This window comes from Mycobacterium sp. (assembly GCF_965277065.1).
In the GTDB taxonomy this organism is placed as follows: Bacteria; Actinomycetota; Actinomycetes; order Mycobacteriales; family Mycobacteriaceae; genus Mycobacterium.
In genome coordinates, this window is sequence record NZ_CBDIBT010000019.1 from 1,258,492 (window position 1) to 1,282,732 (window position 24,241).

The following is a 24,241-nucleotide window of genomic DNA, read 5'->3' on the forward strand; positions in this document are numbered from 1 at the left end:
ACGGCTCTGACTCAGCGTTGGTGATGTGAGGCCTGGTGACCGTTCCGGCCGGTCGGCGGGCGGTGGCCCGGCTCTTGACGGGCGGGCGGCGGAGTCGCGGCGCGAGTCGTGGAACCGGATTCGCGGGTGGGGGTTTCGGCGTGGCGCTGCGGAGTCTCGCTGCGACCAGCGGGGGCCAGCGGACGGCTGGGGGCCGCCTTGCGGCGTGCTGAGGCTTGCGGCGCATCGGTTGTCGGCGTCGACTGCGGCACCGGCGGCAGCACCCGCAGCAGGTCGTTGAACTGGCGCACCGTGCGCAGGCCTTCGTCCCACTGGGCGCGGGTGCTGCCGATCGGCATGCTGACCAGCGTCCAGTTCTGCTCGTTCCACATGATCTCGGCGCAGTCGGGCGCGGTGTGCGCGAAGGTGACCATCCGGCGGTCGCATGCGCGACGGGCGGCGTCCAGGTTGGTGGAGTACACCATCCGCGGCCCGATCGCGCCGAGCAGCCAAATGTCGTTCTCGCGAGGCTCTTTGAGGCCCTTGAGCCGCACGTCGACGACGACGTTGGTGCCGACCTTGCGGTGCAGGGCGATCACGGTCGCGACTTCTTCGAGGTCGAAGATGAAGACCGCCTCGCCGCGGATCTGGCCGAGCACGACGTTGCGCGCCGGGATACTGCTGCCGACGGTCGACATCACGCCGCGCTTCCAGCGCTTGAGGATCTCGGTGGATTCCTGCTCGTAATCGAATCCGTGCGAACGTGCCCACGACTTGCGGCGCCGGCCTCGGCCGCGGCGGCGGTCGATGTCGACGTACAGCAACACCGCCGCGCCGACGAAGCAGAGCGCGGAGAGCGTAAACCAGAGGGGAACCATCGCCACGTAGCCTAGCTGCTCTTGACCCCCAAGCGAGAATGCCAGCAGGTCACAACCGAATTAAAGTTTGCTACCCGTTCGGCGACGCCCGCGGAGGAGCCGGACCAAGACTCCCCCGCGGCGACGACGCGGGCGGGGGTCAGCGGCGGCCCACGCCCCGTACTTCGCGGACGACGCCATACCTGGCTGACCCAGCGCGCACCTGCTTAGGCGTCAAATGGCTAGCTTGCCCGGCGAGTTCTCGGGGTGCGCGGCGTACTGCTCTTCGATGCGGGACACCCGGCGAAATTCCACGACGAACCACAGCGCTCCGGCGATTGTTCCGAGCACGGCGACGAGCACTGTCGTGGCCAGCCACTCGTAATGTCGGTAGGCGGCTGCTGCCACCGTGCTGATCATCCCGGACACCGCCACGGCCAGCAGAACGAAGCCGGGCCAGAAGAAGTTGTCCTTCATCACGATTCCCGCGTGTGGTTGAGTGGTCCGGGAATGGTCTGTCGGATCGTGATGCGTGTCTCCCACCATGCCTCCCTCCGTGGACGGACGAGATGAACAAATATTACTCACCCGGCAGACTCCCCGATACCGAATTCGGCGCCGGCCGACAGCCGCAATCGCATAACTTTGGGGTACGTTCGCCTTGATTTGCTCAGCTCGCGCTGGCCTCATCGCGGGCGAACAACTCGGGCAACGAAATCGCCCCGACCGTTGTCACGAGCCACACCACAAGCGTTGTGGCTACCCATGATGCAAAGCCGCGGATGGTGAGCCCGTGAGTCGATAGTGAAGCGAGACTCAGCGCGCCGATGGTCAAGGCCAGGCCGCTGCCGCCCAACAGCAGCGACGCGTACGCGTGCGGCAACTTCAAGATCGATAGCGACAGGATCGCCTGCGCCACCGAGAACGCCACAATGGCGACGACGAACCCGGGCAACGACAACGAAACGCCGGGAACAACCCGCACCGCCAATAGCAGTCCGGCTGCCCACGATCCCAGAAGTACAACAGCCCGCAACAGGATTTGCGTCACGGCAATAAGCGTAGGTCTCGGGATGACTTTGATGGAATGAGATTGAACAATTGTTGTCTCGCGTGCACCCCACCTATCGCCTGGATTGCAATTGTCGGGCCCATGCTGGCAGAGCAGAGAATCGCGCCCGCGAAAGATTCGCGAGCGCGATTCTTTGGGCGAGTCTTAGCCCAGCACCAGCGAGTCGCCGTCGGCGCTGACGTTGACCGGCACCACGTCGCCGTCCTGCACGTCACCCGCCAGTAGCATCTTCGCCAGCTGGTCACCGATGGCCTGCTGCACCAGCCGCCGCAGCGGACGGGCGCCGTAGACCGGGTCGAACCCGCGCTTGGACAGCCACTCCTTGGCCGGCAGCGACACCTCCAGCTGCAGCCGTCGTTGGGCCAACCGCTTGGCCAGCTGCTCGAGCTGGATGTCGACGATGCGGACCAGTTCGTCGGGCTGAAGGCCCTCGAAGATCAGCACGTCGTCGAGACGGTTGATGAACTCGGGCTTGAACGCCGAGCGCACCGCGGCCATCACCTGCTCCTCCGTGCCGCCCGACCCCAGGTTGGACGTCAGGATCAGGATGGTGCTGCGGAAGTCGACCGTGCGGCCCTGCCCGTCGGTCAGCCGGCCCTCGTCGAGAACCTGCAGCAGCACGTCGAAAACATCCGGGTGGGCCTTTTCCACCTCGTCGAACAACACGACGGTGTAGGGCCGGCGGCGAACCGCCTCGGTCAGCTGACCGCCCTGGTCGTAGCCGACGTAGCCAGGAGGCGCACCGACCAGGCGGGCCACCGAGTGCTTCTCGCCGTACTCGCTCATGTCGATGCGGACCATGGCCCGCTCGTCGTCGAACAGGAAGTCGGCCAGCGCCTTGGCCAGCTCGGTCTTACCGACACCGGTGGGCCCGAGGAACAGGAACGAACCGGTCGGCCGGTTGGGGTCGGCGACCCCGGCCCGGGTGCGGCGCACCGCATCCGACACCGCCGCGACGGCCTTGCGCTGCCCGACGACACGCTTGCCCAGCTCGTCTTCCATCCGCAGCAGCTTGGCGGTCTCGCCTTCCAGCAGCCGTCCGGCCGGGATGCCCGTCCATGCCGACACCACATCGGCGATGTCGTCGGGGCCGACCTCTTCCTTGAGCATTTGAGATTCGTGAGCTCGAGCGGTCGTATCGATGGCGTCGAGCTTCTTCTCGACTTCCGGGATGCGCCCGTAGCGCAGTTCGGCGGCCTTGGCCAAATCGCCGTCCCGCTCGGCGCGCTCGGATTCGCCGCGCAAGGTGTCCAGCTGTTCCTTGAGTTCGCGGACGACGTCGATGGCGTTCTTCTCGTTCTGCCACCGGGTGGTCAGCTCGGCCAGCTTCTCCTTTTGGTCAGCCAGCTCGGAGCGCAGCTTTTCCAGCCGGTCTTTGGACGCCGCATCTTCTTCCTTGGCCAGCGCCATCTCTTCGATCTCGAGTCGACGCACCAAGCGCTCTACCTCGTCGACCTCGACGGGCCGCGAGTCGATCTCCATCTTCAGCCGGCTCGCCGCCTCGTCGACCAGGTCGATCGCCTTGTCCGGCAGGAAGCGGGCGGTGATGTAGCGGTCGGACAGCGTCGCGGCCGCGACCAGCGCGGAGTCGGTGATGCGCACGCCGTGGTGCACCTCGTAGCGGTCCTTCAACCCGCGCAGGATGCCGACGGTGTCCTCCACCGACGGCTCGCCGACAAACACCTGCTGGAAGCGCCGCTCCAATGCGGCGTCCTTTTCGATGTACTTGCGGTACTCGTCGAGCGTGGTGGCCCCGACCAGTCGCAGTTCGCCGCGGGCCAGCATCGGCTTGATCATGTTTCCGGCGTCCATCGCACCTTCGCCGGACGCACCGGCGCCGACGATGGTGTGCAGCTCGTCGATGAACGTGATGATCTGCCCGGCGGAGTTCTTGATGTCGTCGAGAACAGCCTTGAGCCGTTCCTCGAATTCGCCGCGGTATTTGGCGCCCGCGACCATCGAACCCAGGTCGAGCGAGACGACCGTCTTGTCACGCAGGCTTTCGGGGACATCGCCGTCGACGATGCGCTGGGCCAGGCCCTCCACGATCGCGGTCTTGCCGACACCGGGCTCACCGATCAGCACCGGGTTGTTCTTGGTGCGGCGGCTCAGCACCTGGACGACGCGACGAATCTCGTTGTCCCGTCCGATGACTGGGTCGAGCTTGCCTTCCCGGGCGCGCTCGGTCAGGTCGGTGGAGTACTTCTCCAGCGCCTGATAGGTGGCCTCGGGGTCGGGGTTGGTGACCCGGGCGCTGCCGCGGACCTTCACGAACGCCTCGCGCAACGCCTGCGGCGATGCGCCGTGACCGGTAAGCAGTTTGGCGACCTCAGAGTCGCCGGTGGCCAGGCCCACCATCAGGTGCTCGGTGGAGACGTACTCGTCGTCCATCTCGGTGGCCAACTGCTGCGCGGTGGTGATGGCTGCCAGCGATTCGCGTGACAGCTGCGGTTGCGAGTTGGCACCGCTGGCTTGCGGCAGCCGGTCCAGGATGCGTTGCGCTTCGGCGCGGACGGTGGCGGGCTCGACGCCGACAGCCTCCAACAGCGGCGCGGCGATCCCGTCGTTCTGCGTAAGCAGGGCGAGCAGCAGGTGAGCCGGCCTGATCTCGGGGTTGCCGGCGGCACTGGCCGCCTGCAGCGCCGATGTCAGCACCGCCTGCGTCTTGGTTGTCGGGTTGAAAGAGTCCACGACACCTCCGTTTCTCAGTCATGACGGACCTATGGGCCCGCTAAAAATGCTTGTCGCGTTGTTCAACGCCGTCAAGGTTGAGTCTGTTCCGCTCAACTCTAACGAATTTTGACGGATTTCCGCCAGACTGAGGTCGGGTGACGTTGCTGTGTTACAGCTCGCCGCCGACCGCACGAACGCATCGGCGAAAGGTGGTATCGAATGCTGGCGATCAACGAGGACGGGCCGATACTGCGGGTCGAACTCAACCGCCCCGACTCGCTCAACTCCCTCGACGACGACGCGCTGCTGGAGGTGACGGATCTGTACACCCGGCTTCAGCAGCGGTTCGATCTGAAGGCGGTTGTTCTCGGCGGGCGTGGCCGCGCGTTCTGCGCTGGCGCCGATCTCCGCAGACCACCCGGATTCGCGGGCACCAGCGGCCGGGAACGCCGCTACCACTCACAGATCGGGTACCGCGCCTGCCAGGCGATCGCCGATTGCGAAGTGGTGACGATCGCGCGGCTGCACGGACATGTGGTCGGCGGCGGATTCGCGCTTGCGCTAGCCTGCGATTTCCGCATCGCCGCCACCGGCACCGTGTTCAGGCTGCCCGAGGTCGACCTCGGTGTGCCGATGACCTGGGGCACGATACCTCGACTGATCGCCGAGGTCGGTGCCGCGCGAGCACGCGAGATCGTGCTGCTCGCCGACCGGATCGACGCCCAGACCGCGCACCAGATGTCGCTCGTCCACCGATTGGCAGAAGCCGACGAGCTCGACGACGCAACACAGGCGCTGGTCGACCTCATCGTCGCCAAACCCGACTACGCGCTGCACACCAGCAAAACGCAGTTTCGTGCTTACAGCCGCGCGTCCGGCGATCCCACGTTCGCCGAGGGCGACCTGGTCAGCCTCTCCGCACGCTTCAATGCCGCGCCTGAAACGCCGGACCCTCAACCTGAGCTCTGATTCGAACGTATGATCGATCGGTGGGTGACCTCGCATCGATCGGATACAACGGTCAGCCGGTGCGCAACCCGTTTCGGGTGGTGCGGCCGCCCATCAGGGTGCTGATCGATCTGACCGTGCTGTTTCCCCGCGAGCCGCATCGCCGCGGTCGGTATCACCCGAACGGTTTGCAGCTGCACAAGGTCGTCGAAGGTCAGCTGAGCTGTTGGGGCATCTGCGAGCAGGGCGACTGGTGGGGGTTGGTGAGCTATCCGATCGCCTACGGGTCCAAGCGCAAGACCGTCGCGCATTGGGTTCCGGCCTGGGTACTGCGTCGGACGCGCTAGCCGTCGAGTGCTGATCCGAGCTGGCCGAGGGTCCGGATCCAGACCTTGCCCATGACGGTCCGCGCACCCCGCTGGCCTTCGTCGTCAGGATCAAAACCACTGTGCCGCAGAATAACTCGCGTGCCGCTGCCTTCTGTGTGCAGTGTCCATGACACCAGCCAGCCAGCGGGCCGCCCAGTGTGGGCATCGGTCCAGCTGACGGTCAGTCGCTGGCCGTCCACCACCTCGATCACCTCGCACGCGATCTCCCCGGAGAAGTCCGCCGCGGGCATGGGTTGGGTCCGGAAGGTGAAACGCGTCCCGACCACCGGAGCGAACCCAGTGGGCTCCATCAGCCATCGCGCCATCAACTCCGGCGTGGTCAGCGCTCGCCAGACCCATTTTTCCTACCTGTCAAGAGGGTGCATCCCCTCAACGCAGGCCGGCCGTCGATGCGAAGATCAGCCGGTGACCGCAAGTTTGGGCTCAGTGCTGACCACGCTCATTCCGCTGGCATTGGTCATCTCGATCTCGCCGCTGTCGATCATTCCGGCGGTGCTGGTGCTGCAGACGCCCAGACCGCGGCCGACGGGGCTCGCGTTCCTCGGCAGCTGGGTACTGGGTCTGTCCGCGCTGACCGCGGTCTTCGCCTCGTCGTCGGACGCGCTGGACGGGCTACGTAAGTCGCCACCGACCTGGGCGTCGTGGCTGCGCATCGTCCTCGGCCTGGCGCTGATCGCGTTCGGGGTCTACCGCTGGCTGTCCCGGGAAGGTCACTCCGAATCGCCGAAGTGGATGCGTGCCTTTGAAACCATGACGCCCCGCCGCGCGGCGATCACCGGGCTGGTGCTGGTGGTAGTCAGGCTCGAGGTGTTGATCATGTGCGCGCTGGCCGGTTTGGCCATCGGCAGTGACGGGCTCTCGGTCGCCGACGAGTGGACGGCTGCGGTGATCTTCGTCGTCGCCGCTGCATCGTCGGTGGCAATTCCCGTCCTCGCCTACGCCGCTGCCGGTCATCGCCTCGACAATTCGATGGCGCGGCTCAAGGAGTGGATGGAAAAGAACAACGCCATGTTGCTGGCAGCCATCCTCGTGCTGATCGGTGCGATGGTGGTCTACAACGGCATCCATCCGCTGCTGCACCACGCCTAAACTCGGCGGCCGTGAGCCTCAACGACCGGGATGCACTGGCGGTGTTGCATGCCGCCGTGGATCCTGACGACGCCAACGGGCTCATCGGCCGGTTCTACACTCGCTGGTTCTCCTTCGACGCCTCCCCGCGCGATCTGTTCCCGCCCGACATGGCCGCCCAGCGGGCCGCCTTCGCCCAAGCGCTGAAATGGCTGTACGGCGAACTGGTCGCTCAGCGGTCCGAAGAGCCGGTGGCGTTTTTGGCCCAGCTGGGTCGCGACCACCGCAAGTACGGGGTGCTGCCCGAGCACTACGAGACGCTGGGGCAAGCGTTGTACGCCACCCTGCACGACGCGCTCGCCGACGGGTGGACCGACGCCGTCGACGCCGCCGCCCGGCAATCGCTGAACCTGATCACCGGGGTGATGAGCGGGGCCGCCGAGGCGGAAGATGGGCCGGCCTGGTGGGACGGCACGGTGGTCGAGCATCTCCGGGTCTCCCGCGACCTGGCCGTCGTCCGGTTGCAATTGGACAATCCCATGCCCTGTCACGCCGGCCAGTACGTCAATGTCACTGTGCCGCAATGCCCGCGGCGGTGGCGATACATGACGCCGGCCATTCCGCCGGACGAGACCGGCGCCGTCGAGTTTCACGTCCGGGTGGTCTCGGGTGGGCTGGTCAGCAACGCCATCGTCAACGAGACCCGGGCGGGTGACCGGTGGCGGCTGTCCAGCCCGCACGGCGCCCTGCAGGTCGACCGCGACGGGAGCGACGTGCTGATGGTGGCGGGCAGCACCGGGCTTGCGCCGCTGCGCTCGATCGTCATGGACCTCGCCCGCTGGGGCGACAACCCGCGCGTCCACCTGTTCTTCGGCGCCCGCTACCCATGCGAGCTCTACGACCTGCCGACCTTGTGGCAGATCGCCTCGAGCAACCCGTGGCTGTCGGTGACTCCGGTCTCCGAACTCAAAGGCGATCCCGCGTGGGCCGCCGACTACCCCGACGTGACGCCGCCGCGCGGCCTGCACGTCCGCCAGACCGGCAAACTGATGGACGTCGTCACCCGATACGGCAACTGGGGCGACCGCCAGATCCTGATCTGCGGCGGACCGGGTATGGTCCGCACCACCAAGGACACGCTGATCGCCAAAGGTGCGCCGCCGGAGCGAATCCATCACGACCCGTTGTCCCGCTGATCGCATAGGCTCATCGGGTGCGCACCGTCACGCTGAGCGACCCGGCATCACCGGTAGAGGCCCAGTTCGTGCCGGAGGCCGGCATGATCGGCATCTCGCTGACCGACTCGGGCGCCGAGCTGCTCGGACAACGCCGCGGACTGGACGCCTATGTGGCCAACGGTAAAACGATGGGTATACCCCTGCTGTATCCGTGGGCAAATCGGCTGGGCGCCAACACATATGAAGCCGAAGGCACAACGGTCACGCTGACCGACGGCGAGTACGGGGTGCGGACCGATCCGAACGGCTTGCCGATCCACGGCGTGCTCGCCGCCTTTCCCAACTGGCGGGTGACCCACGAGTCCGGGCACGAGCTCACCGGCGAGGTGGACTTCACCTCGGATGAGGAGCTGCTGGCCAGCTTCCCGTTTCCGCATCGGCTGGCGCTGACCATCACGCTGTTCGAGCGGACCTTGCGGTTGCGCGTAGCCGTGACCCCGACCGGTAAAGACGCAGTGCCGTTGTGCTTTGGATTCCACCCGTACCTGCAGCTGCCGGACGTGCCGCGCGATCAGTGGGTGATCGAAACTCCGACGATGCGCCACCTGACGCTCGACGACAAAGGACTGCCCACCGGGGAGGCGGTTGTCCAGCCGGCGCTCAGTGAAGCGTTGGGCGACAGGACTTTTGACGACGGATACGACCAGGTTTCCGAAGGCTCGGCGTTCGCGGCGTCGGGCGGTGGCCGTCGGATCGAAGTCCACTTCGAAAAGGGTTATCCGGCAGCGCAGATCTTCGCCCCGCCCGGCGAGAACGTCGTGTGCTTCGAGCCGACGACGGCTCCGACGGATGCGTTGCGCCGCGGCGGCTACCGATCAGCGCAGCCCGGCGACTGGGGCATCGCTCAGTTCTCGATCCGGGTCTGACATAGACGCGCGAAACAGAGATCAGGGTCGTGAATAGGCGACGGCACCTGCCCTGGCTTCTGTCTCGCGGCGATCCGCGGCGTCTAACGGCGCGGCTTCCAGACCACCACGGCGGTGCTCTTCGGCACGACCACGAGGTCGCGCCGCTGGTTGGCCCGCAGCGCCTCGATCTCGGCAGCCATCTCTTTCATCCGCGAATGCAGCGCCTCGACCTGATTGGTTAACTCGATAATCCGTTTGATGCCAGCCAGATTGACGCCTTCGTCCTGAGACAGCCGCTGTACCTCGCGGAGCAGATCCACATCGTGCTGCGAATATCGCCGGCCGCCGCCGGAACTGCGGCTGGGGCTGACCAGGCCGAGCCGGTCATAGGTGCGCAGCGTCTGCGCGTGCATACCGGCCAGCTCGGCTGCCACCGAGATCAGAAACGTTCGCGCGCTGGATTCTCCTGCGCTCTTGGCCATCAGCGATTACCCGCCCAACCGGCACGAGGATCGAAACCACTGGACCGCTCGGCGACCGCGTAGGCCTCGAGCGCCTCCTTGGCAGCGCCCTCCAGATTGGGCGGGACCGCCACTTTGACAGTGACCAGGAGGTCGCCCTGCCCGCCGGAACGCTTCGGCACTCCGCGCCCACGTACCCGCAGGATGCGACCATCCGTCGTCCCCTTGGGCACCCGGACACCGACCTTACCGTCCAGTGTCGGCACGGAAAGCGTTGTTCCTAAAGCTAATTCGCTGAATGCGACCGGCACGGTGACGGTGAGGTCGTCGCCGTCACGGGAGAACACCTTGTCGGGCCGCACATGCACGGTGACGTACAGGTCTCCCGACGGCGCGCCACGCAACCCGGCTTCGCCTTGCCCGGCCAACCGGATCCGCTGCCCGTCTTCCACACCGGGCGGAATTCGGACGTTGATGGTGCGGCCGCGGGTGGTGACACCGGTTCCCTTGCACTCGTCGCAGGGGTGCTCGATGATCGACCCGCTGCCCCGGCAGTCGGTGCACGGCTCGGAGAAGCCGAAAGCGCCTTGGTTGCGGTTGATTACGCCCGAGCCGTTGCAGGTCGGGCAGACCTTGGGGCTGGTGCCCGGCCGGGCACCACTGCCGTGACAGTTGGTGCACGGCGCCGGACTGGTCAGCCGCAGCGGCATCGCCACACCCTTGGTGGCTTCCAAGAAGTCCAGCTCGGTCTCGGTCTCCAAGTCGTTGCCGCGGCGCGGCCGGCTCGGTCGAGGCTGAGCTCCGCGGCCGAACAGTCCGCCGAACAAGTCGCCGATGTTGTTGCCGCCGCTGCGCCCGGCCGCGTCGAACAAGTCGTTGAGGTTGAAATCAGCGCCGTCACCGCCGAAACCACCGGCGAAATCGCCGCCGCCACCGCCGCCGTTGAATCGACGACCGAATCCGCCGCCGGCAAAGAGCCGACGGGTCTCGTCGTACTCCTTCCGCTTGGCCTCGTCGGACAACACGCTGTATGCCTCGGAGACCGCCTTGAACTGTTCGGCCCCGTCCGGGTTTTTGTCCGGATGCAAGTCGGATGCCAACTTGCGGTACGCCGTCTTGATTTCTTTGGCGCTGGCGTCAGAGGAGACGCCCAGCTCTTTGTAGAAGTCCTTTTCGACCCATTCACGTTGAGCCATAGCGCGTCACCTCCTCCGCCTGCCTAGAGTCCTGCCGTCGCTACTTTCCCGACGGTTCTGATTCTGCGTGCTGCTCACCCTCGTTCGCTTCGTTATCGCCTGTGTCGGCGGGCCCAGAGTTGTCCGCGACGGTGTCCACGACTCCCACGAGCGCGTGCCGCAGCACCTGCTCGCCGAGTTTGTAGCCCTGCCGCATCACGTTGCCGATGACCGGCTTGGAGCCCTCGCCGCCGTCGCCTTCGTGTTGCACGGCCTCGTGCAGCGCCGGGTCGAAGTCATCGCCCTCGGCGCCGAAAGCCGTCAACCCAAGACCGGTCAGCGCACCGACCAGTTTGTCGGCGACCGACTTCAGCGGGCTGGACTCCAGATCTCCGTGACTACGTGCCCGCTCGAGATCGTCCAGCACGCCCAGCAATTGGTTCACCACAGCGGCTTTTGCCCGCTCGGCGCTAGCCTCCTGGTCACGCAGTGCCCGCTTACGGTAGTTGGCGAAGTCGGCCTGCACCCGCTGTAGGTCAGCGGTCAGCTCGGCGATCTTCTCGTCGCTGGCTGCGCTGTGGCCCGCCGGCGCCGCCCCCGAAGGGACGGCACCCGAAGCTACGTGACGTACTTCGCCGGTCTCAGGATCGATGCGCCGCTTGTCGGTGACGACCAACGGTTCTTCTGGATTGCCGTCGGTCACTGGCCCTCATGGTCGTCGTCGACCACCTCCGCGTCGACAACATCGTCGGCACCGCCCGCACCGGGCTCGCCGCCGCCGGCGGGCTGCTCGGACTGGGTGGCCTCGTAGATGGCCTGACCGAGAGCCTGCGACTCTTGGCCGAGCTTCTCCATGGCGGTCTTGATGGCACCGATGTCGGTGCCCTCCAACGCCGTCTTGGCTTCTGCCACTGCGGCATCCACCTTATTCAGCGTGTCCTCGGGAACCTTGGAACCGCCGGGCTCGGACGCTGCGCCCCTCTGTTCAGCGACGAACTTCTCCGTCTGGTAAACCAGCGTCTCGGCCTGGTTGCGGACGTCCGCCTCTTCTCGACGCTTGCGGTCTTCGTCCGCGTGCGCCTCGGCGTCCTTGATCATCCGGTCGATCTCCTCCTTGGAAAGGCCGGAGCCCTCCTGGATCTTGATCGTGTTCTCCTTGCCGGTGCCCTTGTCCTTGGCCGTGACATGCACGATGCCGTTGGCGTCGATGTCGAAGGTGACCTCGATCTGCGGGACTCCGCGCGGGGCCGGCGGGATACCAGTCAGCTCGAAGGAGCCGAGCAGCTTGTTGTGCGAAGCGATTTCACGCTCACCCTGGAAGACCTGGATCTGCACCGACGGCTGGTTGTCGTCGGCTGTGGTGAAGGTCTCCGACCGCTTGGTCGGGATCGTGGTGTTGCGCTCGATCAGCTTGGTCATCACGCCACCCTTGGTTTCGATACCAAGGCTCAGCGGTGTGACGTCAAGCAGCAGAACGTCTTTCACCTCACCCTTGAGCACACCGGCCTGCAGCGCGGCACCCACGGCGACAACCTCGTCGGGGTTGACACCCTTGTTGGGCTCCTGGCCGCCGGTCATTTCCTTGACCAGCTCGGTCACCGCAGGCATCCGGGTGGAACCACCCACCAGCACAACGTGATCGATTTCTGAGACCGCGATGCCGGCGTCTTTGATCACCGACTGGAACGGCTGCCGCGTGCGGTCGAGTAGATCCTGGGTGATCTTCTGGAATTCGGCCCGGGTCAACTGCTCGTCGAGGAACAGCGGGTTCTTGTCCGCGTCAACGGTGATGTAGGGCAAGTTGATCGAGGTGCTCTGCGAGCTGGACAGCTCGATCTTGGCCTTCTCGGCCGCTTCGCGCAGCCGCTGCATGGCCATCTTGTCCTTGGTCAGGTCGATGCCCGCGCTGCTCTTGAACTTGTCCACCAGCCAGGTGACGATCCGGTCGTCCCAGTCGTCACCACCGAGGTGGTTGTCACCGGAAGTCGCGCGGACCTCGACCACGCCGTCACCGATCTCCAGCAGCGACACGTCGAACGTGCCACCACCGAGGTCGAAAACCAGGATGGTCTGTTCCTTCTCGCCCTTGTCCAAGCCGTAGGCCAGGGCGGCCGCGGTCGGCTCGTTGACGATCCGGAGCACGTTCAGACCGGCGATCTGGCCGGCCTCTTTGGTCGCCTGACGCTGGGCGTCGTTGAAGTAGGCGGGCACGGTGATCACCGCGTCGGCGATGTCCTCGCCCAGGTAGCTCTCGGCGTCGCGCTTCAGCTTCTGCAGAACGCGAGCGCTGATCTCCTGCGCCGTGTAGTTCTTTCCGTCGATCTCCACCGACCAGTCGGTGCCGATGTGGCGCTTGACCGAGCGAATGGTGCGATCGACGTTGGTCACCGCCTGGTTTTTGGCGGGCTGGCCGACCAGCACCTCGCCGTTGCGCGCGAACGCCACGACGGATGGAGTCGTCCTTGCACCCTCGGAGTTTGCGACGACGACTGGGTCGCCACCCTCGAGTACTGCGACGACGGAGTTGGTGGTCCCGAGGTCGATACCGACCGCACGAGCCATAGTTAATCCTCCCTGATAATCGAGCTTCGTATGCACTACGCTGCTGAGTGAACCTCGCTCAACATTGCCTTCAACGGTAGACCGTTGTCAAGCCAGGGTTGAGTCTGTGTCACTCAATGTTGTCACAGGGCTCAACGAGGTCACCCCAGAGTTTGTTCCCCATCTGTTGAGGCGGACATCACACCGTGGGATAGTTTCGCCAACCAGCCCCTAAGCGGTCGTGCCCAGCGCCGCAGCGTTGCCCCACGACGATAGGAAATCGATGCCTCCGCCGCCCAGCACCCCCGAGCCTGCCGCGGACGGAAATGCCGCGTTCGCCCGCGAAGACGCCGGCTATCACCACGACCTCAGCAATCGCCAGATGCAGATGATCGCGATCGGCGGCGCGATCGGAACCGGGTTGTTCATGGGCGCCGGAGCACGGCTGGCGTCCGCGGGGCCCGGTTTGTTCCTGGTTTACGGAATCTGCGGCGCCTTCGTCTTCCTGATCTTGCGTGCTCTCGGCGAACTGGTGCTGCATCGCCCGGCATCGGGCTCGTTCGTCTCTTACGCCCGCGAATTCTTCGGCGAAAAAGCAGCTTTCGTCGCGGGCTGGATGTACTTCCTGAACTGGGCAATGGCGGCGATCGTGGACAGCACCGCGATCGCGAGCTACTTCCACTACTGGACCGCGTTCCAGGCCGTCCCACAATGGGCACTCGCACTCATCGCCCTGGTGGCCGTGGTGTCGGTGAACCTGATCTCGGTGAAGGCCTTCGGAGAGTTCGAGTTCTGGGCCGCGCTGATCAAAGTGCTGGCCTTGATTACTTTTCTGGTTGTCGGCATCGTCTTTCTGGCCGGCCGCTTCAAGATCCAAGGCCAGACCACCGGGCCCAGCCTGTGGACCAACCATGGTGGATTCCTGCCGACCGGCCTGCTGCCGTTAGTGCTCGTCACCTCTGGGGTGATATTCGCCTACGCCGCAGTCGAATTGGTCGGCACTGCGGCCGGGGAAACCGCGGACCCAGAGAAAGTCATGCCGCGGGCGATCAACTCGGTGATTGCCCGCATCGCGGTCTTCTACTGCGGATCAGTCCTGCTCTTGGCCCTGCTGCTCCCCTACACCACCTATAAGCACGGCGAGAGCCCATTCGTCACCTTCTTCTCCAAGATCGGCTTCAGCGGCGCCGGCTCACTGATGAACATGGTCGTCCTCACCGCCGCGTTCTCGAGCCTGAACGCCGGGCTGTATTCCACCGGTCGCATTCTACGGTCGATGTCGGTGAATGGCAGCGGCCCGAAGTTCACCGGGCTGATGTCGAAAAACGGTGTGCCATATGGCGGTATCCTGTTGACCGCGACCATCGGATTGTTTGGCGTGGTGCTCAACGCGGTCAAACCAAGCCAGGCCTTCGAAATCGTGCTCAACATCGCCGCCGTAGGCGTTCTGGCGGCCTGGGCGACCATCGTGTTGTGCCAACTTCGGTTTTACCGCAAGGTGAAGGCCGGGACGTTGCAGCGACCACACTTCCAGATGCCCTTCGCCCCATACAGCGGCTACGTCACGCTGGCTTTCCTACTGGGTGTCCTGATCCTGATGGCACTCGACCCGGAGAAGGGGCCGTGGGTCATCGCGGCTCTCGTCGCCGCGGTTCCCGCCCTGACCGGCGGCTGGTTCCTGGTCCGCAACCGCGTCACCAGCGCGGCGGCCGAACTCGGCGAGCCGACCGCAGACGTTCCGGAACTGGCACCGGACTAACAGAGCATTCGCTCTGTTATTGTTTCGGGGTGCCCCGCCCCCGCGTCTACGAACCTGACCGGGTGCTGGACGCCGTCGAGTCATTGGCCGTGGCATCAGGGCCCGCCGCGGTCACCATCCGCGCCGTCAGCGCCGCCGTCGGTGTTTCCAACGGCGCGCTATACCACACGTTCGGGTCACGCGCGGGGTTGATGAGCCGCGCCTGGCTGCGGGCCGGGCGACGGTTCCTCGACGTGCAGAACGCGCTGGTCGATCAGGCCCTGTTGGCGACCGGGCCACCGGCGCCGGTCGCCGCGGTGGTGGCCGCCGCGGAGGCCCCGGTGGTTTTCGCCGAGCAACATCCCGACTCTTCGACAGTGCTGTGGGCGGTATCCCGCGAGGAGTTGCTGGATTCGGATCTGCCGGACGGTGTCGCGGCAGAGTTGAGCGATCTCCAACGGCTGCTGGTCGGCTTGATGATCCGGCTCGCGGTCAACCTCTGGGACCGCAAAGACGCGCGTGCCGTCGACACGATCACCACCTGCATCGTCGACCTGCCCACCGCCATCGTGTTGCGCAGGCACCGGTGGGCCAATCCAACCGCCCGAGAACACCTGCGGGCAGCGGTCCGTGCTGTCCTCGACGTGGGACCGCCGCCTCTGAGGAAAGGGAAAACATCGTGGGACTCAGCCTGAGCTACGAAGACAAGATTGCCGTTCTGGACCTCGGAGACGACGAAAACCGTTTCTCGCCAGAATTTCTCGACCAGGTCGACACCCACCTCGACGAGATAGTCGGCTCGGACGCGCAGGGACTGGTGACCACCGGCGGCGCCAAGTTCTACTCCAACGGTCTGGACCTGGATTGGCTGCTTGGACACGGCGATCAGACAACCTGGTACGTCGGGAAGGTGCAGGGCATGCTGGCCCGCTTTCTGACCCTGCCGATCCCGACGTCGGCCGCGGTGGTCGGTCACGCATTCGGCGCCGGAGCAATGCTGGCGCTGGCGCACGACTTTCGGGTGATGCGCTCCGACCGCGGCTACTTCTGCTTCCCCGAAGTCGACATCCGCATCCCGTTCACGCCCGGTATGGCCGCGCTGATCCAGGCCAAGCTCGCGCCGCAGGCCGCCGTCGCCTCGATGACCACCGGGCGACGCTTCGGCGGCGACGAGGCAGTCAGCCTGGGCATCGTCGACGCCGTCGCCGGTGAGGGCGCGGTGACGGCTGCGGCGGTCGATCTGCTGCGCCCGCTCAACGGCAAGGACCAGGGCACGCTGGGCGCCATCAAGCAGGCGATGTTCGGCCCGGCGGCGAAGACGCTGACCACCAGCCACTGATCGCGCGCGGTTACGTTGGAGTCATGGCTCCCAAAATGGCGACGGCCGAGCAAGTCGGCCTGTCCGAGTTGCTCGATTTCGTCCGGCCGCGACATCGGATGGTGTTGACCACTTTTCGCGCGGACGGCTCTCTGCAGAGTTCGCCGGTGACCGGCGGCGTCGACGAAGATGGCCGGTTGGTGATCGCGAGTTACCCGCAGCGCGCCAAGAGCGCCAACATCCGGCGCACTCCCAAAGCCAGCGTGGTCGTGCTCTCCGATGAGTTCAACGGCGCGTACGTGCAGATCGATGGAGACGCCGAGGCGATCAATGTGCCCGACGCGGTCGAATTGTTGGTCGACTACTACCGCGCGATCGCCGGCGAGCACCCCGACTGGGACGAATACCGCAGCGCGATGCTGAGCCAGGGCAAGTGCGTGATCCGCGTGACGCCGCGTCGCTGGGGCCCGGTGGCCACGGGCGGGTTTCCGCCGAAGTGACGGCCCATTGTGACCGGTGAAACCGGCGTTGCCGGGCGCGTCACTGCGGTCGGTTGCGGCGCCTCGTGCGTACCCTTGATTTGCCATGTTTCCGCGTGACGTCAAGACCCCCCGAACAGGTGGCCGGCTGCTGGTCGGCCTGATGCTCGGTGCTGCCCTGCTCAGCGGATGTCACTCCACCACGCCCGGCAACCCGGTGGGTTCGCCGGGCTCCGGCCCCACCGAGCCGTCGTTCCCGAAAGCCAAGCCGCCGATCCCCTCGCCGAGCCCGTCGGGTCCGGCGCCTTCCACCGGCAACCCGCCCGCCGGCGCGATCCCGTTGTCGCCCGACCAGAGTGGGCACGTCTTCATCGCAACCAAATCCGGCCAGACCCGCTGCCAGATCGACAGTGACAGCGTCGGCTGCGAGGCGCAGTTCACCAATTCCCCGATACAAGACGGCGAACGCGCCAACGGAGTCAACATCACCGCCAACGGCGACGTGCAATGGGTGCTGGGCAACCTCGGCGATATCCCTACGGTGACAATCGATTACCTGACCTACGACGCGGCGGGCTGGACGATCGCGGCCACCGAAAGCGGCACCCGGTTCACCAACGAACACACCGGCCACGGCATGTTCGTCAGCATCGAGAAGGTCGACACCTTCTAGGCCGGCGAACAGTCAGTAAGTTCCTTTGCACGGCGGCGGATATAGCGGAATCCCGCCGCCGGCTTGGCCATTTCCCGCCCCGGTGCGCCCATACCGCCAGCATTTTTCGGCTGGAATACCCCGCGGTGGCCCACCCGGATCCGGCTGGGAGCCCGGGGCAGGCGGGGACGGGTCCAACGGGGCGGCGTTGACAATCGCTACCCCGCTCGTCAGTCCTGACATGGCGACGGCGATCGCCGCCGCGGCGGCGAAGAGCTTGAGGTTCATGTTGCGGGTGCCTCCCCGGACTCGAGTGCCTAGTCGGCTACGCGGAAACCCACACCGTCTTGCCTTTGCGGATGATGCCCAATAATAGGCCTGAACCGCATGTTTTGCGGCGGATTGCACAGCGGAAATGCGCTGCCCCGGCCGTCACTTATGTTCTGGATGCCGACGCCAGATCAGATTCTGGAGCCGAGTCCCGCGATCAAGTTGATCGTGACCGCCAGAACCACCGCGCCGAGCAGATACGACAGCAGCGCGTGGCGCAGCACCGTCGCCCTGATCGTGGTCAACCCGATCTCGGTGTCGGAGACCTGGAACGTCATGCCGACGGTGTAGGCGAGATACGCGAAATCCCGAAAACGCGGCGGGTTCGGATCGTGAAAGTTGATGCCGCCCGGCTCATCTGAGTAATAGAGCCGCGCGTAATGCACGGTGAACAACGTGTGCACCGCAAACCACGACGCGGCGACCGTCAGCACCCCGACGATCGCGGCTTCCAACGCACCGCTGCCAGACAGCTTCGATCCCGCAGCCACCACGTAGCCGACACCGCCCAGACTCGCGACGCTCGACGTCAGGACCACCACGTCGGCCAGCCACCGGGTGGGGTCCTCCCGGGTCACCCATCGACAGGTCTGCTCAGCATCCATTCCAACCAGAATGCGTTGCGTCCACACCACATACAGCGCGGCCGCGGCCACCCAACCGGTGAGCGCGAATCGCCAGCCGACCGTGTTGCCCACCACCAGTGCGACGACGACACCGAGCGCGACCGAGACCAAGATCCGAACCGCGACGGTGTCGCGGAAAAACTTCGCGAGGGAATTCACGATCCTGACCTAACCACCATTGCGGCCGGTCAGCTCAGCTCATCGAATGACGCGGTATAGCAGGTGAACAACGCCCGGCGCTTCGAGCGCCCGCGGTCGATACTCATCGGCAGCTCTAAGCAACGCCGCCTAATGTGGCGCTCGTGGACTTTCGGGTATTCGTTGAACCGCAGCAAGGCGCCAGTTACTCCGACCAGCTCGCGGTCGCGCAAGCCGCGGAATCGCTCGGGTTCTCGGCGTTCTTCCGTTCTGACCACTACCTCGCGATGAGCGGCGACGGGCTGCCCGGGCCGACCGACTCCTGGGTGACGCTGGGCGGCATCGCCCGAGAGACCTCGACGATCCGGTTGGGCACGCTGGTCACGTCAGCGACCTTCCGCCACCCCGGACCGCTGGCCATCTCGGTGGCCCAGGTCGACGAAATGAGTAGCGGGCGTGTCGAATTCGGGATCGGCACCGGCTGGTTCGAGAAGGAGCATCTGGCCTACGCGATCCCGTTTCCTCCGCTGCGCGAGCGATTCGCCCGGCTCACCGAGCAGCTCGAGCTGATCACCGGGCTGTGGACCGCCCCGGTCGGTGAGACGTTCGACTACGCGGGAGCGCATTACGCGGTCAACGATTCGCCCGCGCTGCCCAAGCCGGTGCAGCGGCCGCATCCGCCGATCATCATCGGCGGATCGGGCGCCAAGAAGACGCCGCGTCTGGCGGCCACATTCGCCGACGAATACAACGTGCCGTTCGCGTCGCTGGAGACCATCACGACGCAGTTCGACCGGGTCCGTGCGGCCGTCGATGCGGTTGGTCGGCCCGCGGATTCGATGGTGTACTCCGCGTCCTTCGTGGTGTGCGCCGGGCGCGACGACGCCGAAATCGCCAAGCGAGCCGCCGCCATTGGCCGCGAAGTCGACGAGCTGCGCTCCAATTCTCCACTGGCGGGCACGCCCAACCAGATCGTCGATCAGCTCGCCCCGTTCGCCGAGATCGGCCTGCAGCGGGTGTATTTGCAGCTGTTGGACATGTCCGACCTCGAACACCTTGCGCTTTTCGCCGACGAAGTGCAGCGACAGCTCTGACGTAGCATTTCAGGCGTGACTGGCGTTCCCGACGACCCGAGCGATCAGCCGACACGGATGGCCGAATACGACGCCGACGGTTGGCAGCAGGTCCTCGAGCACGAGCCGCCCGGCGTCGCCGAGGACGGGCCATCCGACGGCGCATCCAAGCCCTGGTATCGCAATCGCGTGCTGCTGGCGCTGTGGGCGCTGATGGTCGCGCTGCTGGTCACGTTGGTCATCTACGGCTTCGTCGAGCTGTCCCGTGGCGGCGGCGAGACCACCGGCCCGGCCACGACCACGTCGTCGACCACGCCCGCCCGGTCCTCCACCACCTCGCCGGTGACGACTACCCCGTCGACCACCACCGAGACACCCCTGCCACCATCCGAGACGCCCGAGCAGACACCCCAGGAGGTGCCCCCACCGGCGAACAACTCCCCCGCCCCGGCTGAACCGCCACGCCATCACCACCACTTCCACTTACCGCACCTCTCCTGAGCCGCGGCCGCCGCAAACCGTTCAGGGTCCGAGGCTAGGATCGGCGCACGTGAGCGGCTACGAACCTCCCGACGATCCCAGCGAAGCCCCGACCGGCTACTACGACTACAGCGGCGAAGAGCAAGGGTCCCCGAAGCGGAGCACGTGGTACCGCAATCCGATCGTTTTGGTCGTATTCGGCCTGTTCGTCGCGATCCTGCTCGGGTTGGCGCTCTACGTCCTGGCTGACCAAACCAACGGCACCGGCGGAACGAGGCAAACCCCGACGTCGCCGACGACATCGACGATGACGTCGACCACCTCCACCGAGGTCACCACGACCACCGGACCGGTCGCGCCGCCGGAAACGACCACGGCGACCCTCCCGCCGTCCAGCATGCAGCCGAGCACCACAGTCACTACGCCTCCCACGACCACCACGACGGTCGACGAAGGCCACCATCACCACCATCACCACGACGGCGGGACGCCCTAGCTGTGAGTGGCTCCCGACCTCCGTACGACGACGATTCGCGGGCCGTTGACGAGACCGAGCGTTTCGGCGTCAGCGAAAGCCTGTCGCCCTGGTACCTGAAGCGGTGGGTTCTCGCCCTGTGGGGCCTGGCGGTGGTGGTGCTGATCGCGATCATCATCTACGGCCTGACCGTACTGGCGCGAGGCAACGGGGGCAGCGCGCCCGCGCCTACCACCACCCGGACGTCGACGCCGACGTCGTCGCGTACCACCACGGCGTCCACCACCCCGTCGACCACCGAGCCGACCTCGCCGACAACGGCCGACGTCACCATCGAACCTGTGCCACCCAGCGACACGTGGACATCGCAACATCCTCGCCGCCACTGGCGGCGCAGCAATTTGCCCCCAATACCGCCGATACCGCACTTCTGAGTCGACAACGCTCCGAAGACGGCGACGGTCAACTTAGGGCATCCTTCGTCGCGTCAGGCCCATCGGGGATGTCACTATGAGCAGGCTTACACGGCTTGAGCAGGTGCAGACGTTAGGTTACCGGCGAGTAGCATTGATCTAGTTACCCGTCAGTAACATCGGATTTGGGGAGATGCCTCCGTGCATACGCAGATGCTGATCAGACTCGTTGTCGGACTGGGCGGGACGGCGGTCATCGCTTTGCTCGCCGCGCGCCGGGTGCGGTGGCTGGTCAAACTCACACTGTCCGGGCAGCCGGTCACCGGTCGCACCGACCAAATCGGCACACGGATCTGGACTCAGTTCGCCGAGGTATTCGGACAGCGCAGGCTGTTGAAGTGGTCTGTCCCCGGTGTCGCGCACTTTCTGACCATGTGGGGCTTCTTCATCCTTATCACGGTCTACATCGAGGCCTACGGCACGCTATTCGTCCCGAACTTCCACATTCCGATCGTCGGCCGGTGGGACGCGCTCGGCTTCCTGCAGGACTTTATCGCCCTGGGCGTGTTAGCCGGCATCAGCACGTTCGCGATCATTCGGTTGCGCTCCGAACCCAAGGAGTACGGCCGCTCGTCGCGGTTCTACGGCTCGCACACCGGTGGCGCCTGGCTGATCCTGTTCATGATCTTCCTGGTCATCTTCAGCTACTCGATCTTCCGCGGCGCCGCCGTCAACACCGGGAACTTCCCCTACGGCTGGGGGGCGTTCTTCTCACACGGCATGGGCGTGCTCATGCACCCTTTGGGCACCGCCGCCAATGAGTGGATCGAAACCATCGCACTGCTCGCCCACATCGCGGTAGCACTGGTGTTCCTGCTCATCGTGCTGCACTCCAAGCACCTGCACATCTTCCTGGCGCCGGTCAACGTCACCCTCAAGCGGTTACCCGACGCCCTGGGCCCGCTGCTGCCGATCGAGGCCGACGGCAAGCCCCTCGACTTCGAAAACCCGCCGGACGATGCCATTTTCGGGCGCGGCAAGATCGAGGACTTCACCTGGAAAGGCAATCTCGACTTCGCCACCTGTACCGAGTGTGGACGTTGCCAATCGCAGTGTCCGGCCTGGAACACCGGTAAGCCGCTGTCTCCCAAGCTCATCATCATGGACCTGCGCGATCACTGGATGGCCAAGGCGCCCTACATTCTTGGCGAAAAAGAAAGCGCGCTCCAGGGCACGCCCGAGGGCGGCCTCAGCGAGGATTTGGTCGGCGAGAAGGAAGCCGACCAACACCACGTGCCGGAGTCCGGCTTCGGCCGGATCACCGGCTCGGGCCCCGAGCAGGCGACCCGTCCTCTGGTCGGCACCGCCGAACAAGGCGGCGTGATTGACCCCGACGTGCTGTGGTCCTGCGTGAACTGCGGCGCCTGCGTCGAGCAGTGTCCGGTGGACATCGAGCACATCGACCACATCGTCGACATGCGCCGCTACCAGGTCATGATGGAGTCCGAGTTCCCGTCGGAGCTCTCGGTGTTGTTCAAAAACCTTGAGAACAAAGGCAATCCGTGGGGGCAGAACGCCGCCGACCGGACCAATTGGATCAGCGAGGTCGACTTCGACGTCCCGGTCTACGGCGAGGACGTCGACAGCTTCGACGGTTTCGAGTATCTGTTCTGGGTCGGTTGCGCCGGCGCCTACGACGACAAGGCCAAGAAGACCACCAAGGCCGTCGCAGAGCTGCTGGCCACCGCGGGGGTCGAGTATCTGGTGCTGGGCACGGGCGAAACCTGCACCGGCGACTCGGCCCGCCGCTCCGGCAACGAGTTCCTGTTCCAGCAGCTGGCCGCGCAGGCCAAGGAGAGCCTGGACGGGTTGTTCGAGGGCGTGGAGACCGTCGACCGCAAGATCGTGGTCACCTGCCCGCACTGCTTCAACACGCTGAGTCGCGAGTACAAGCAGCTGGGCGCCAACTACACCGTGCTGCACCACACCCAGCTGCTCAACCGGCTGGTGCGCGACAAGCAACTGGTACCAGTGAGCCCGGCCTCTCCCCAAGACGTCACATACCACGACCCGTGTTTCCTAGGCCGGCACAACAAGGTCTACGAGGCGCCTCGCGAGCTGATCGGCGCAGCCGGTGCGACGCTGACCGAGATGCCTCGGCACGCCGACCGCAGCTTCTGCTGCGGTGCCGGCGGTGCGCGGATGTGGATGGAAGAACACATCGGCAAGCGGATCAACCACGAGCGCGTCGACGAGGCGCTGGCCACCGGCGCCACCACTGTCGCCGTTGCGTGTCCGTTCTGCCGGGTGATGCTCACCGACGGTGTGGGCGACCGCCAGGAGGCGGCTGGCCGCGAAGGCGTCGACGTTCGCGACGTCGCGCAGCTGCTGCTCGAGTCGCTGGACACCAGTACCGTCACGTTGCCGGAGAAGGGTTCGGCCGCCAAGAAGGCCGCTGAGCGCGCCGAAGAGGCGGAGAAAGCCGCGCCGAAGGCGTCTACGGCCGCCGCGACCGCCCCAGCCAGGGAGGCTCCGGAGTCAGAGGCCGCCGCACCGGCCGAGGACAAATCCGCCAAGGCGGTCACGGGCTTGGGACTGGCGGGGGGCGCACAGCGGCCCGGTGCCAAGAAGGCGGCGCCGGCATCCGACGAGAAACCCGCCGAAGAGACGGCATCGGCAGCTCCGGTCAAGGGACTGGGCATTGCCGGCGGGGCCAAGCGCCCCGGAGCCAAGAAGACCGCCGAAAAGCCCGATGCTGCAGCGGAATCCGCCCGGCAGCTGAGCCCGAAGCCATGACCGAGTCCGCATCCGCAGCACCCGCTGCGCCCGTCAAGGGGCTGGGCATTGCCGGCGGGGCCAAGCGCCCCGGAGCCAAGAAGACCGCCGAGAAGCCCGCAGCGTCAGCGCCGACTGCGCCCGACGCGGAGCCCGAGGAGAAGTCCGAACCTGCGGAGGCCGCCGAGGCCAAGGCGCCGGACGCACCGGTCAAGGGACTGGGCATCGCCGCTGGGGCCAAGCGGCCCGGGGCCAAGAAGGCTTCGGCGTCCCCGGCCCCGGCAGCCCCGGAGCCGACGTCCGAACCCCGGAGTCGAAGCCGAACCGGAGTCGAAGCCGGAACCGGAGTCCGAGCCCGAGCCCGAGGCGAAGGCCGAGCCGCAATCCGCGCCTGCCGACGGCGGCGGCAACGACGGCGAGGACGCTGCGCCGGCGGCTCCAGTGAAGGGTCTGGGCGTCGCCCGCGGCGCCCGTCCACCGGGTAAGCGCTGATCA

Annotated in this window: 23 protein-coding genes and 2 pseudogenes; 15 read left to right on the forward strand and 10 right to left on the reverse strand. The window is 65.9% G+C overall.

The window, feature by feature from the left end; all coding sequences use genetic code 11:
* Positions 1 to 11 precede the first annotated feature (11 nt).
* The 4 genes from ttfA to clpB form a co-directional block, all read right to left on the reverse strand.
* The gene (gene ttfA, locus ACQY5A_RS23365) at positions 12 to 857 is read right to left on the reverse strand and encodes a trehalose monomycolate transport factor TtfA (protein WP_428342639.1); all 846 of its coding nucleotides are present in this window, start codon (positions 855 to 857) and stop codon (positions 12 to 14) included.
* A gap of 213 nt (positions 858 to 1,070) precedes the next feature.
* Positions 1,071 to 1,382, reverse strand: a complete 312-nt coding sequence (usfY, locus tag ACQY5A_RS23370) for a protein UsfY (RefSeq protein ID WP_428342640.1) — start codon at positions 1,380 to 1,382, stop codon at positions 1,071 to 1,073.
* Between the two features lie 124 nt (positions 1,383 to 1,506).
* A complete protein-coding gene (locus tag ACQY5A_RS23375; protein ID WP_428342641.1) occupies positions 1,507 to 1,887 on the reverse strand; it encodes a hypothetical protein in 381 nt (126 codons plus the stop codon).
* A gap of 165 nt (positions 1,888 to 2,052) precedes the next feature.
* Positions 2,053 to 4,599, reverse strand: coding sequence for an ATP-dependent chaperone ClpB (gene clpB, locus ACQY5A_RS23380; RefSeq protein WP_428342642.1), 2,547 nt, complete (start codon positions 4,597 to 4,599; stop codon positions 2,053 to 2,055).
* Between the two features lie 201 nt (positions 4,600 to 4,800).
* Between clpB and ACQY5A_RS23385 the strand changes: the two genes are divergently transcribed.
* Together ACQY5A_RS23385 and ACQY5A_RS23390 are read left to right on the forward strand one after the other, a co-directional pair.
* A complete protein-coding gene (locus ACQY5A_RS23385; protein WP_428342643.1) occupies positions 4,801 to 5,550 on the forward strand; it encodes an enoyl-CoA hydratase/isomerase family protein in 750 nt (249 codons plus the stop codon).
* A 20-nt stretch (positions 5,551 to 5,570) separates the two neighbouring features.
* A complete protein-coding gene (locus tag ACQY5A_RS23390) occupies positions 5,571 to 5,876 on the forward strand; it encodes a hypothetical protein (RefSeq protein WP_428342644.1) in 306 nt (101 codons plus the stop codon).
* On the opposite strand, the pseudogene ACQY5A_RS23395 reads toward ACQY5A_RS23390, so the two are convergent.
* Positions 5,873 to 6,244 (reverse strand): annotated as a pseudogene (locus ACQY5A_RS23395) (SRPBCC family protein); the annotation flags it as partial. The gene ACQY5A_RS23390 and the pseudogene ACQY5A_RS23395 sit on opposite strands and share 4 nt — an antisense overlap.
* 79 nt (positions 6,245 to 6,323) lie before the next feature.
* On the opposite strand from ACQY5A_RS23395, the gene ACQY5A_RS23400 reads away from it, so the two are divergent.
* Genes ACQY5A_RS23400 through ACQY5A_RS23410 form a run of 3 tightly spaced genes read left to right on the forward strand, consistent with a single transcriptional unit; the run spans position 6,324 to position 9,090 of the window.
* Positions 6,324 to 7,007, forward strand: coding sequence for a GAP family protein (locus tag ACQY5A_RS23400; protein WP_428342645.1), 684 nt, complete (start codon positions 6,324 to 6,326; stop codon positions 7,005 to 7,007).
* Positions 7,008 to 7,018: 11 nt separating this feature from the next.
* The gene (locus tag ACQY5A_RS23405; protein WP_428342646.1) at positions 7,019 to 8,182 is read left to right on the forward strand and encodes an FAD-binding oxidoreductase; all 1,164 of its coding nucleotides are present in this window, start codon (positions 7,019 to 7,021) and stop codon (positions 8,180 to 8,182) included.
* A gap of 17 nt (positions 8,183 to 8,199) precedes the next feature.
* Positions 8,200 to 9,090 carry an aldose 1-epimerase gene (locus ACQY5A_RS23410; RefSeq protein ID WP_428342647.1) on the forward strand — a complete coding sequence of 297 codons (891 nt, stop codon included), beginning with the start codon at positions 8,200 to 8,202 and terminating at the stop codon, positions 9,088 to 9,090.
* Positions 9,091 to 9,173: 83 nt separating this feature from the next.
* Here the strand turns inward: ACQY5A_RS23410 and ACQY5A_RS23415 are convergent, their stop codons facing one another.
* From ACQY5A_RS23415 to dnaK, 4 genes are read right to left on the reverse strand one after another with little or no spacing between them, the layout of a single operon-like run.
* Positions 9,174 to 9,554, reverse strand: a complete 381-nt coding sequence (locus tag ACQY5A_RS23415) for a heat shock protein transcriptional repressor HspR (protein ID WP_428342648.1) — start codon at positions 9,552 to 9,554, stop codon at positions 9,174 to 9,176.
* The gene (dnaJ, locus tag ACQY5A_RS23420; protein WP_428342649.1) at positions 9,554 to 10,729 is read right to left on the reverse strand and encodes a molecular chaperone DnaJ; all 1,176 of its coding nucleotides are present in this window, start codon (positions 10,727 to 10,729) and stop codon (positions 9,554 to 9,556) included. The genes ACQY5A_RS23415 and dnaJ overlap by 1 nt, the downstream gene beginning before the upstream one ends.
* Positions 10,730 to 10,769: 40 nt before the next feature.
* Positions 10,770 to 11,411, reverse strand: a complete 642-nt coding sequence (grpE, locus tag ACQY5A_RS23425; RefSeq protein WP_428342650.1) for a nucleotide exchange factor GrpE — start codon at positions 11,409 to 11,411, stop codon at positions 10,770 to 10,772.
* Positions 11,408 to 13,270, reverse strand: a complete 1,863-nt coding sequence (gene dnaK / locus ACQY5A_RS23430; RefSeq protein WP_428342651.1) for a molecular chaperone DnaK — start codon at positions 13,268 to 13,270, stop codon at positions 11,408 to 11,410. The genes grpE and dnaK overlap by 4 nt, the downstream gene beginning before the upstream one ends.
* A 262-nt stretch (positions 13,271 to 13,532) precedes the next feature.
* On the opposite strand from dnaK, the gene ACQY5A_RS23435 reads away from it, so the two are divergent.
* The 5 genes from ACQY5A_RS23435 to ACQY5A_RS23455 all read left to right on the forward strand — a co-directional run bounded on the left by ACQY5A_RS23435 (position 13,533) and on the right by ACQY5A_RS23455 (position 17,457).
* Complete coding sequence (locus ACQY5A_RS23435) at positions 13,533 to 15,008, forward strand: amino acid permease (RefSeq protein ID WP_428342652.1); 1,476 nt, start codon at positions 13,533 to 13,535, stop codon at positions 15,006 to 15,008.
* A 29-nt stretch (positions 15,009 to 15,037) separates the two neighbouring features.
* Complete coding sequence (locus ACQY5A_RS23440) at positions 15,038 to 15,682, forward strand: TetR/AcrR family transcriptional regulator (protein ID WP_428342653.1); 645 nt, start codon at positions 15,038 to 15,040, stop codon at positions 15,680 to 15,682.
* The gene (locus tag ACQY5A_RS23445; RefSeq protein ID WP_428342654.1) at positions 15,667 to 16,326 is read left to right on the forward strand and encodes an enoyl-CoA hydratase-related protein; all 660 of its coding nucleotides are present in this window, start codon (positions 15,667 to 15,669) and stop codon (positions 16,324 to 16,326) included. Before ACQY5A_RS23440 ends, ACQY5A_RS23445 begins: the two co-directional genes overlap by 16 nt.
* Positions 16,327 to 16,349: 23 nt before the next feature.
* Positions 16,350 to 16,805: a PPOX class F420-dependent oxidoreductase gene (locus tag ACQY5A_RS23450; RefSeq protein WP_428342655.1), complete on the forward strand. Its 456-nt coding sequence runs from the start codon at positions 16,350 to 16,352 to the stop codon at positions 16,803 to 16,805.
* An 85-nt stretch (positions 16,806 to 16,890) separates the two neighbouring features.
* The gene (locus ACQY5A_RS23455; RefSeq protein ID WP_428342656.1) at positions 16,891 to 17,457 is read left to right on the forward strand and encodes a hypothetical protein; all 567 of its coding nucleotides are present in this window, start codon (positions 16,891 to 16,893) and stop codon (positions 17,455 to 17,457) included.
* 440 nt (positions 17,458 to 17,897) lie between these two features.
* Here the strand turns inward: ACQY5A_RS23455 and ACQY5A_RS23460 are convergent, their stop codons facing one another.
* Positions 17,898 to 18,551: a DUF1345 domain-containing protein gene (locus tag ACQY5A_RS23460; RefSeq protein WP_428342657.1), complete on the reverse strand. Its 654-nt coding sequence runs from the start codon at positions 18,549 to 18,551 to the stop codon at positions 17,898 to 17,900.
* Positions 18,552 to 18,694: 143 nt separating this feature from the next.
* Here ACQY5A_RS23460 and ACQY5A_RS23465 point away from each other — a divergent pair, with 143 nt between their 5' ends.
* The 5 genes and pseudogenes from ACQY5A_RS23465 to ACQY5A_RS23485 all read left to right on the forward strand — a co-directional run bounded on the left by ACQY5A_RS23465 (position 18,695) and on the right by ACQY5A_RS23485 (position 24,231).
* The gene (locus ACQY5A_RS23465; protein WP_428342658.1) at positions 18,695 to 19,624 is read left to right on the forward strand and encodes an LLM class F420-dependent oxidoreductase; all 930 of its coding nucleotides are present in this window, start codon (positions 18,695 to 18,697) and stop codon (positions 19,622 to 19,624) included.
* Between the two features lie 15 nt (positions 19,625 to 19,639).
* Complete coding sequence (locus tag ACQY5A_RS23470) at positions 19,640 to 20,104, forward strand: hypothetical protein (protein ID WP_428342659.1); 465 nt, start codon at positions 19,640 to 19,642, stop codon at positions 20,102 to 20,104.
* 49 nt (positions 20,105 to 20,153) lie between these two features.
* On the forward strand, positions 20,154 to 20,579 hold the full coding sequence (locus tag ACQY5A_RS23475; protein ID WP_428342660.1) for a hypothetical protein: 426 nt from the start codon (positions 20,154 to 20,156) through the stop codon (positions 20,577 to 20,579).
* Between the two features lie 2 nt (positions 20,580 to 20,581).
* Positions 20,582 to 20,992 (forward strand): hypothetical protein, encoded by a 411-nt coding sequence (locus ACQY5A_RS23480; protein ID WP_428342661.1) that lies wholly within the window; start codon positions 20,582 to 20,584, stop codon positions 20,990 to 20,992.
* A 180-nt stretch (positions 20,993 to 21,172) separates the two neighbouring features.
* Positions 21,173 to 24,231: pseudogene (locus ACQY5A_RS23485) on the forward strand ((Fe-S)-binding protein).
* Positions 24,232 to 24,241 lie beyond the last annotated feature (10 nt).

Coding starts and splice junctions, on each gene's coding strand:
- ACQY5A_RS23450 (WP_428342655.1), top strand. CDS start 16,350: ATGGCTCCCAAAATGGCGACGGCCGAGCAAGTCGGCCTGTCCGAGTTG.
- ACQY5A_RS23455 (WP_428342656.1), top strand. CDS start 16,891: ATGTTTCCGCGTGACGTCAAGACCCCCCGAACAGGTGGCCGGCTGCTG.
- usfY (WP_428342640.1), bottom strand. CDS start 1,382: ATGGTGGGAGACACGCATCACGATCCGACAGACCATTCCCGGACCACT.
- dnaJ (WP_428342649.1), bottom strand. CDS start 10,729: ATGGCTCAACGTGAATGGGTCGAAAAGGACTTCTACAAAGAGCTGGGC.
- dnaK (WP_428342651.1), bottom strand. CDS start 13,270: ATGGCTCGTGCGGTCGGTATCGACCTCGGGACCACCAACTCCGTCGTC.
- ACQY5A_RS23435 (WP_428342652.1), top strand. CDS start 13,533: ATGCCTCCGCCGCCCAGCACCCCCGAGCCTGCCGCGGACGGAAATGCC.
- ACQY5A_RS23415 (WP_428342648.1), bottom strand. CDS start 9,554: ATGGCCAAGAGCGCAGGAGAATCCAGCGCGCGAACGTTTCTGATCTCG.
- ACQY5A_RS23385 (WP_428342643.1), top strand. CDS start 4,801: ATGCTGGCGATCAACGAGGACGGGCCGATACTGCGGGTCGAACTCAAC.
- ttfA (WP_428342639.1), bottom strand. CDS start 857: ATGGTTCCCCTCTGGTTTACGCTCTCCGCGCTCTGCTTCGTCGGCGCG.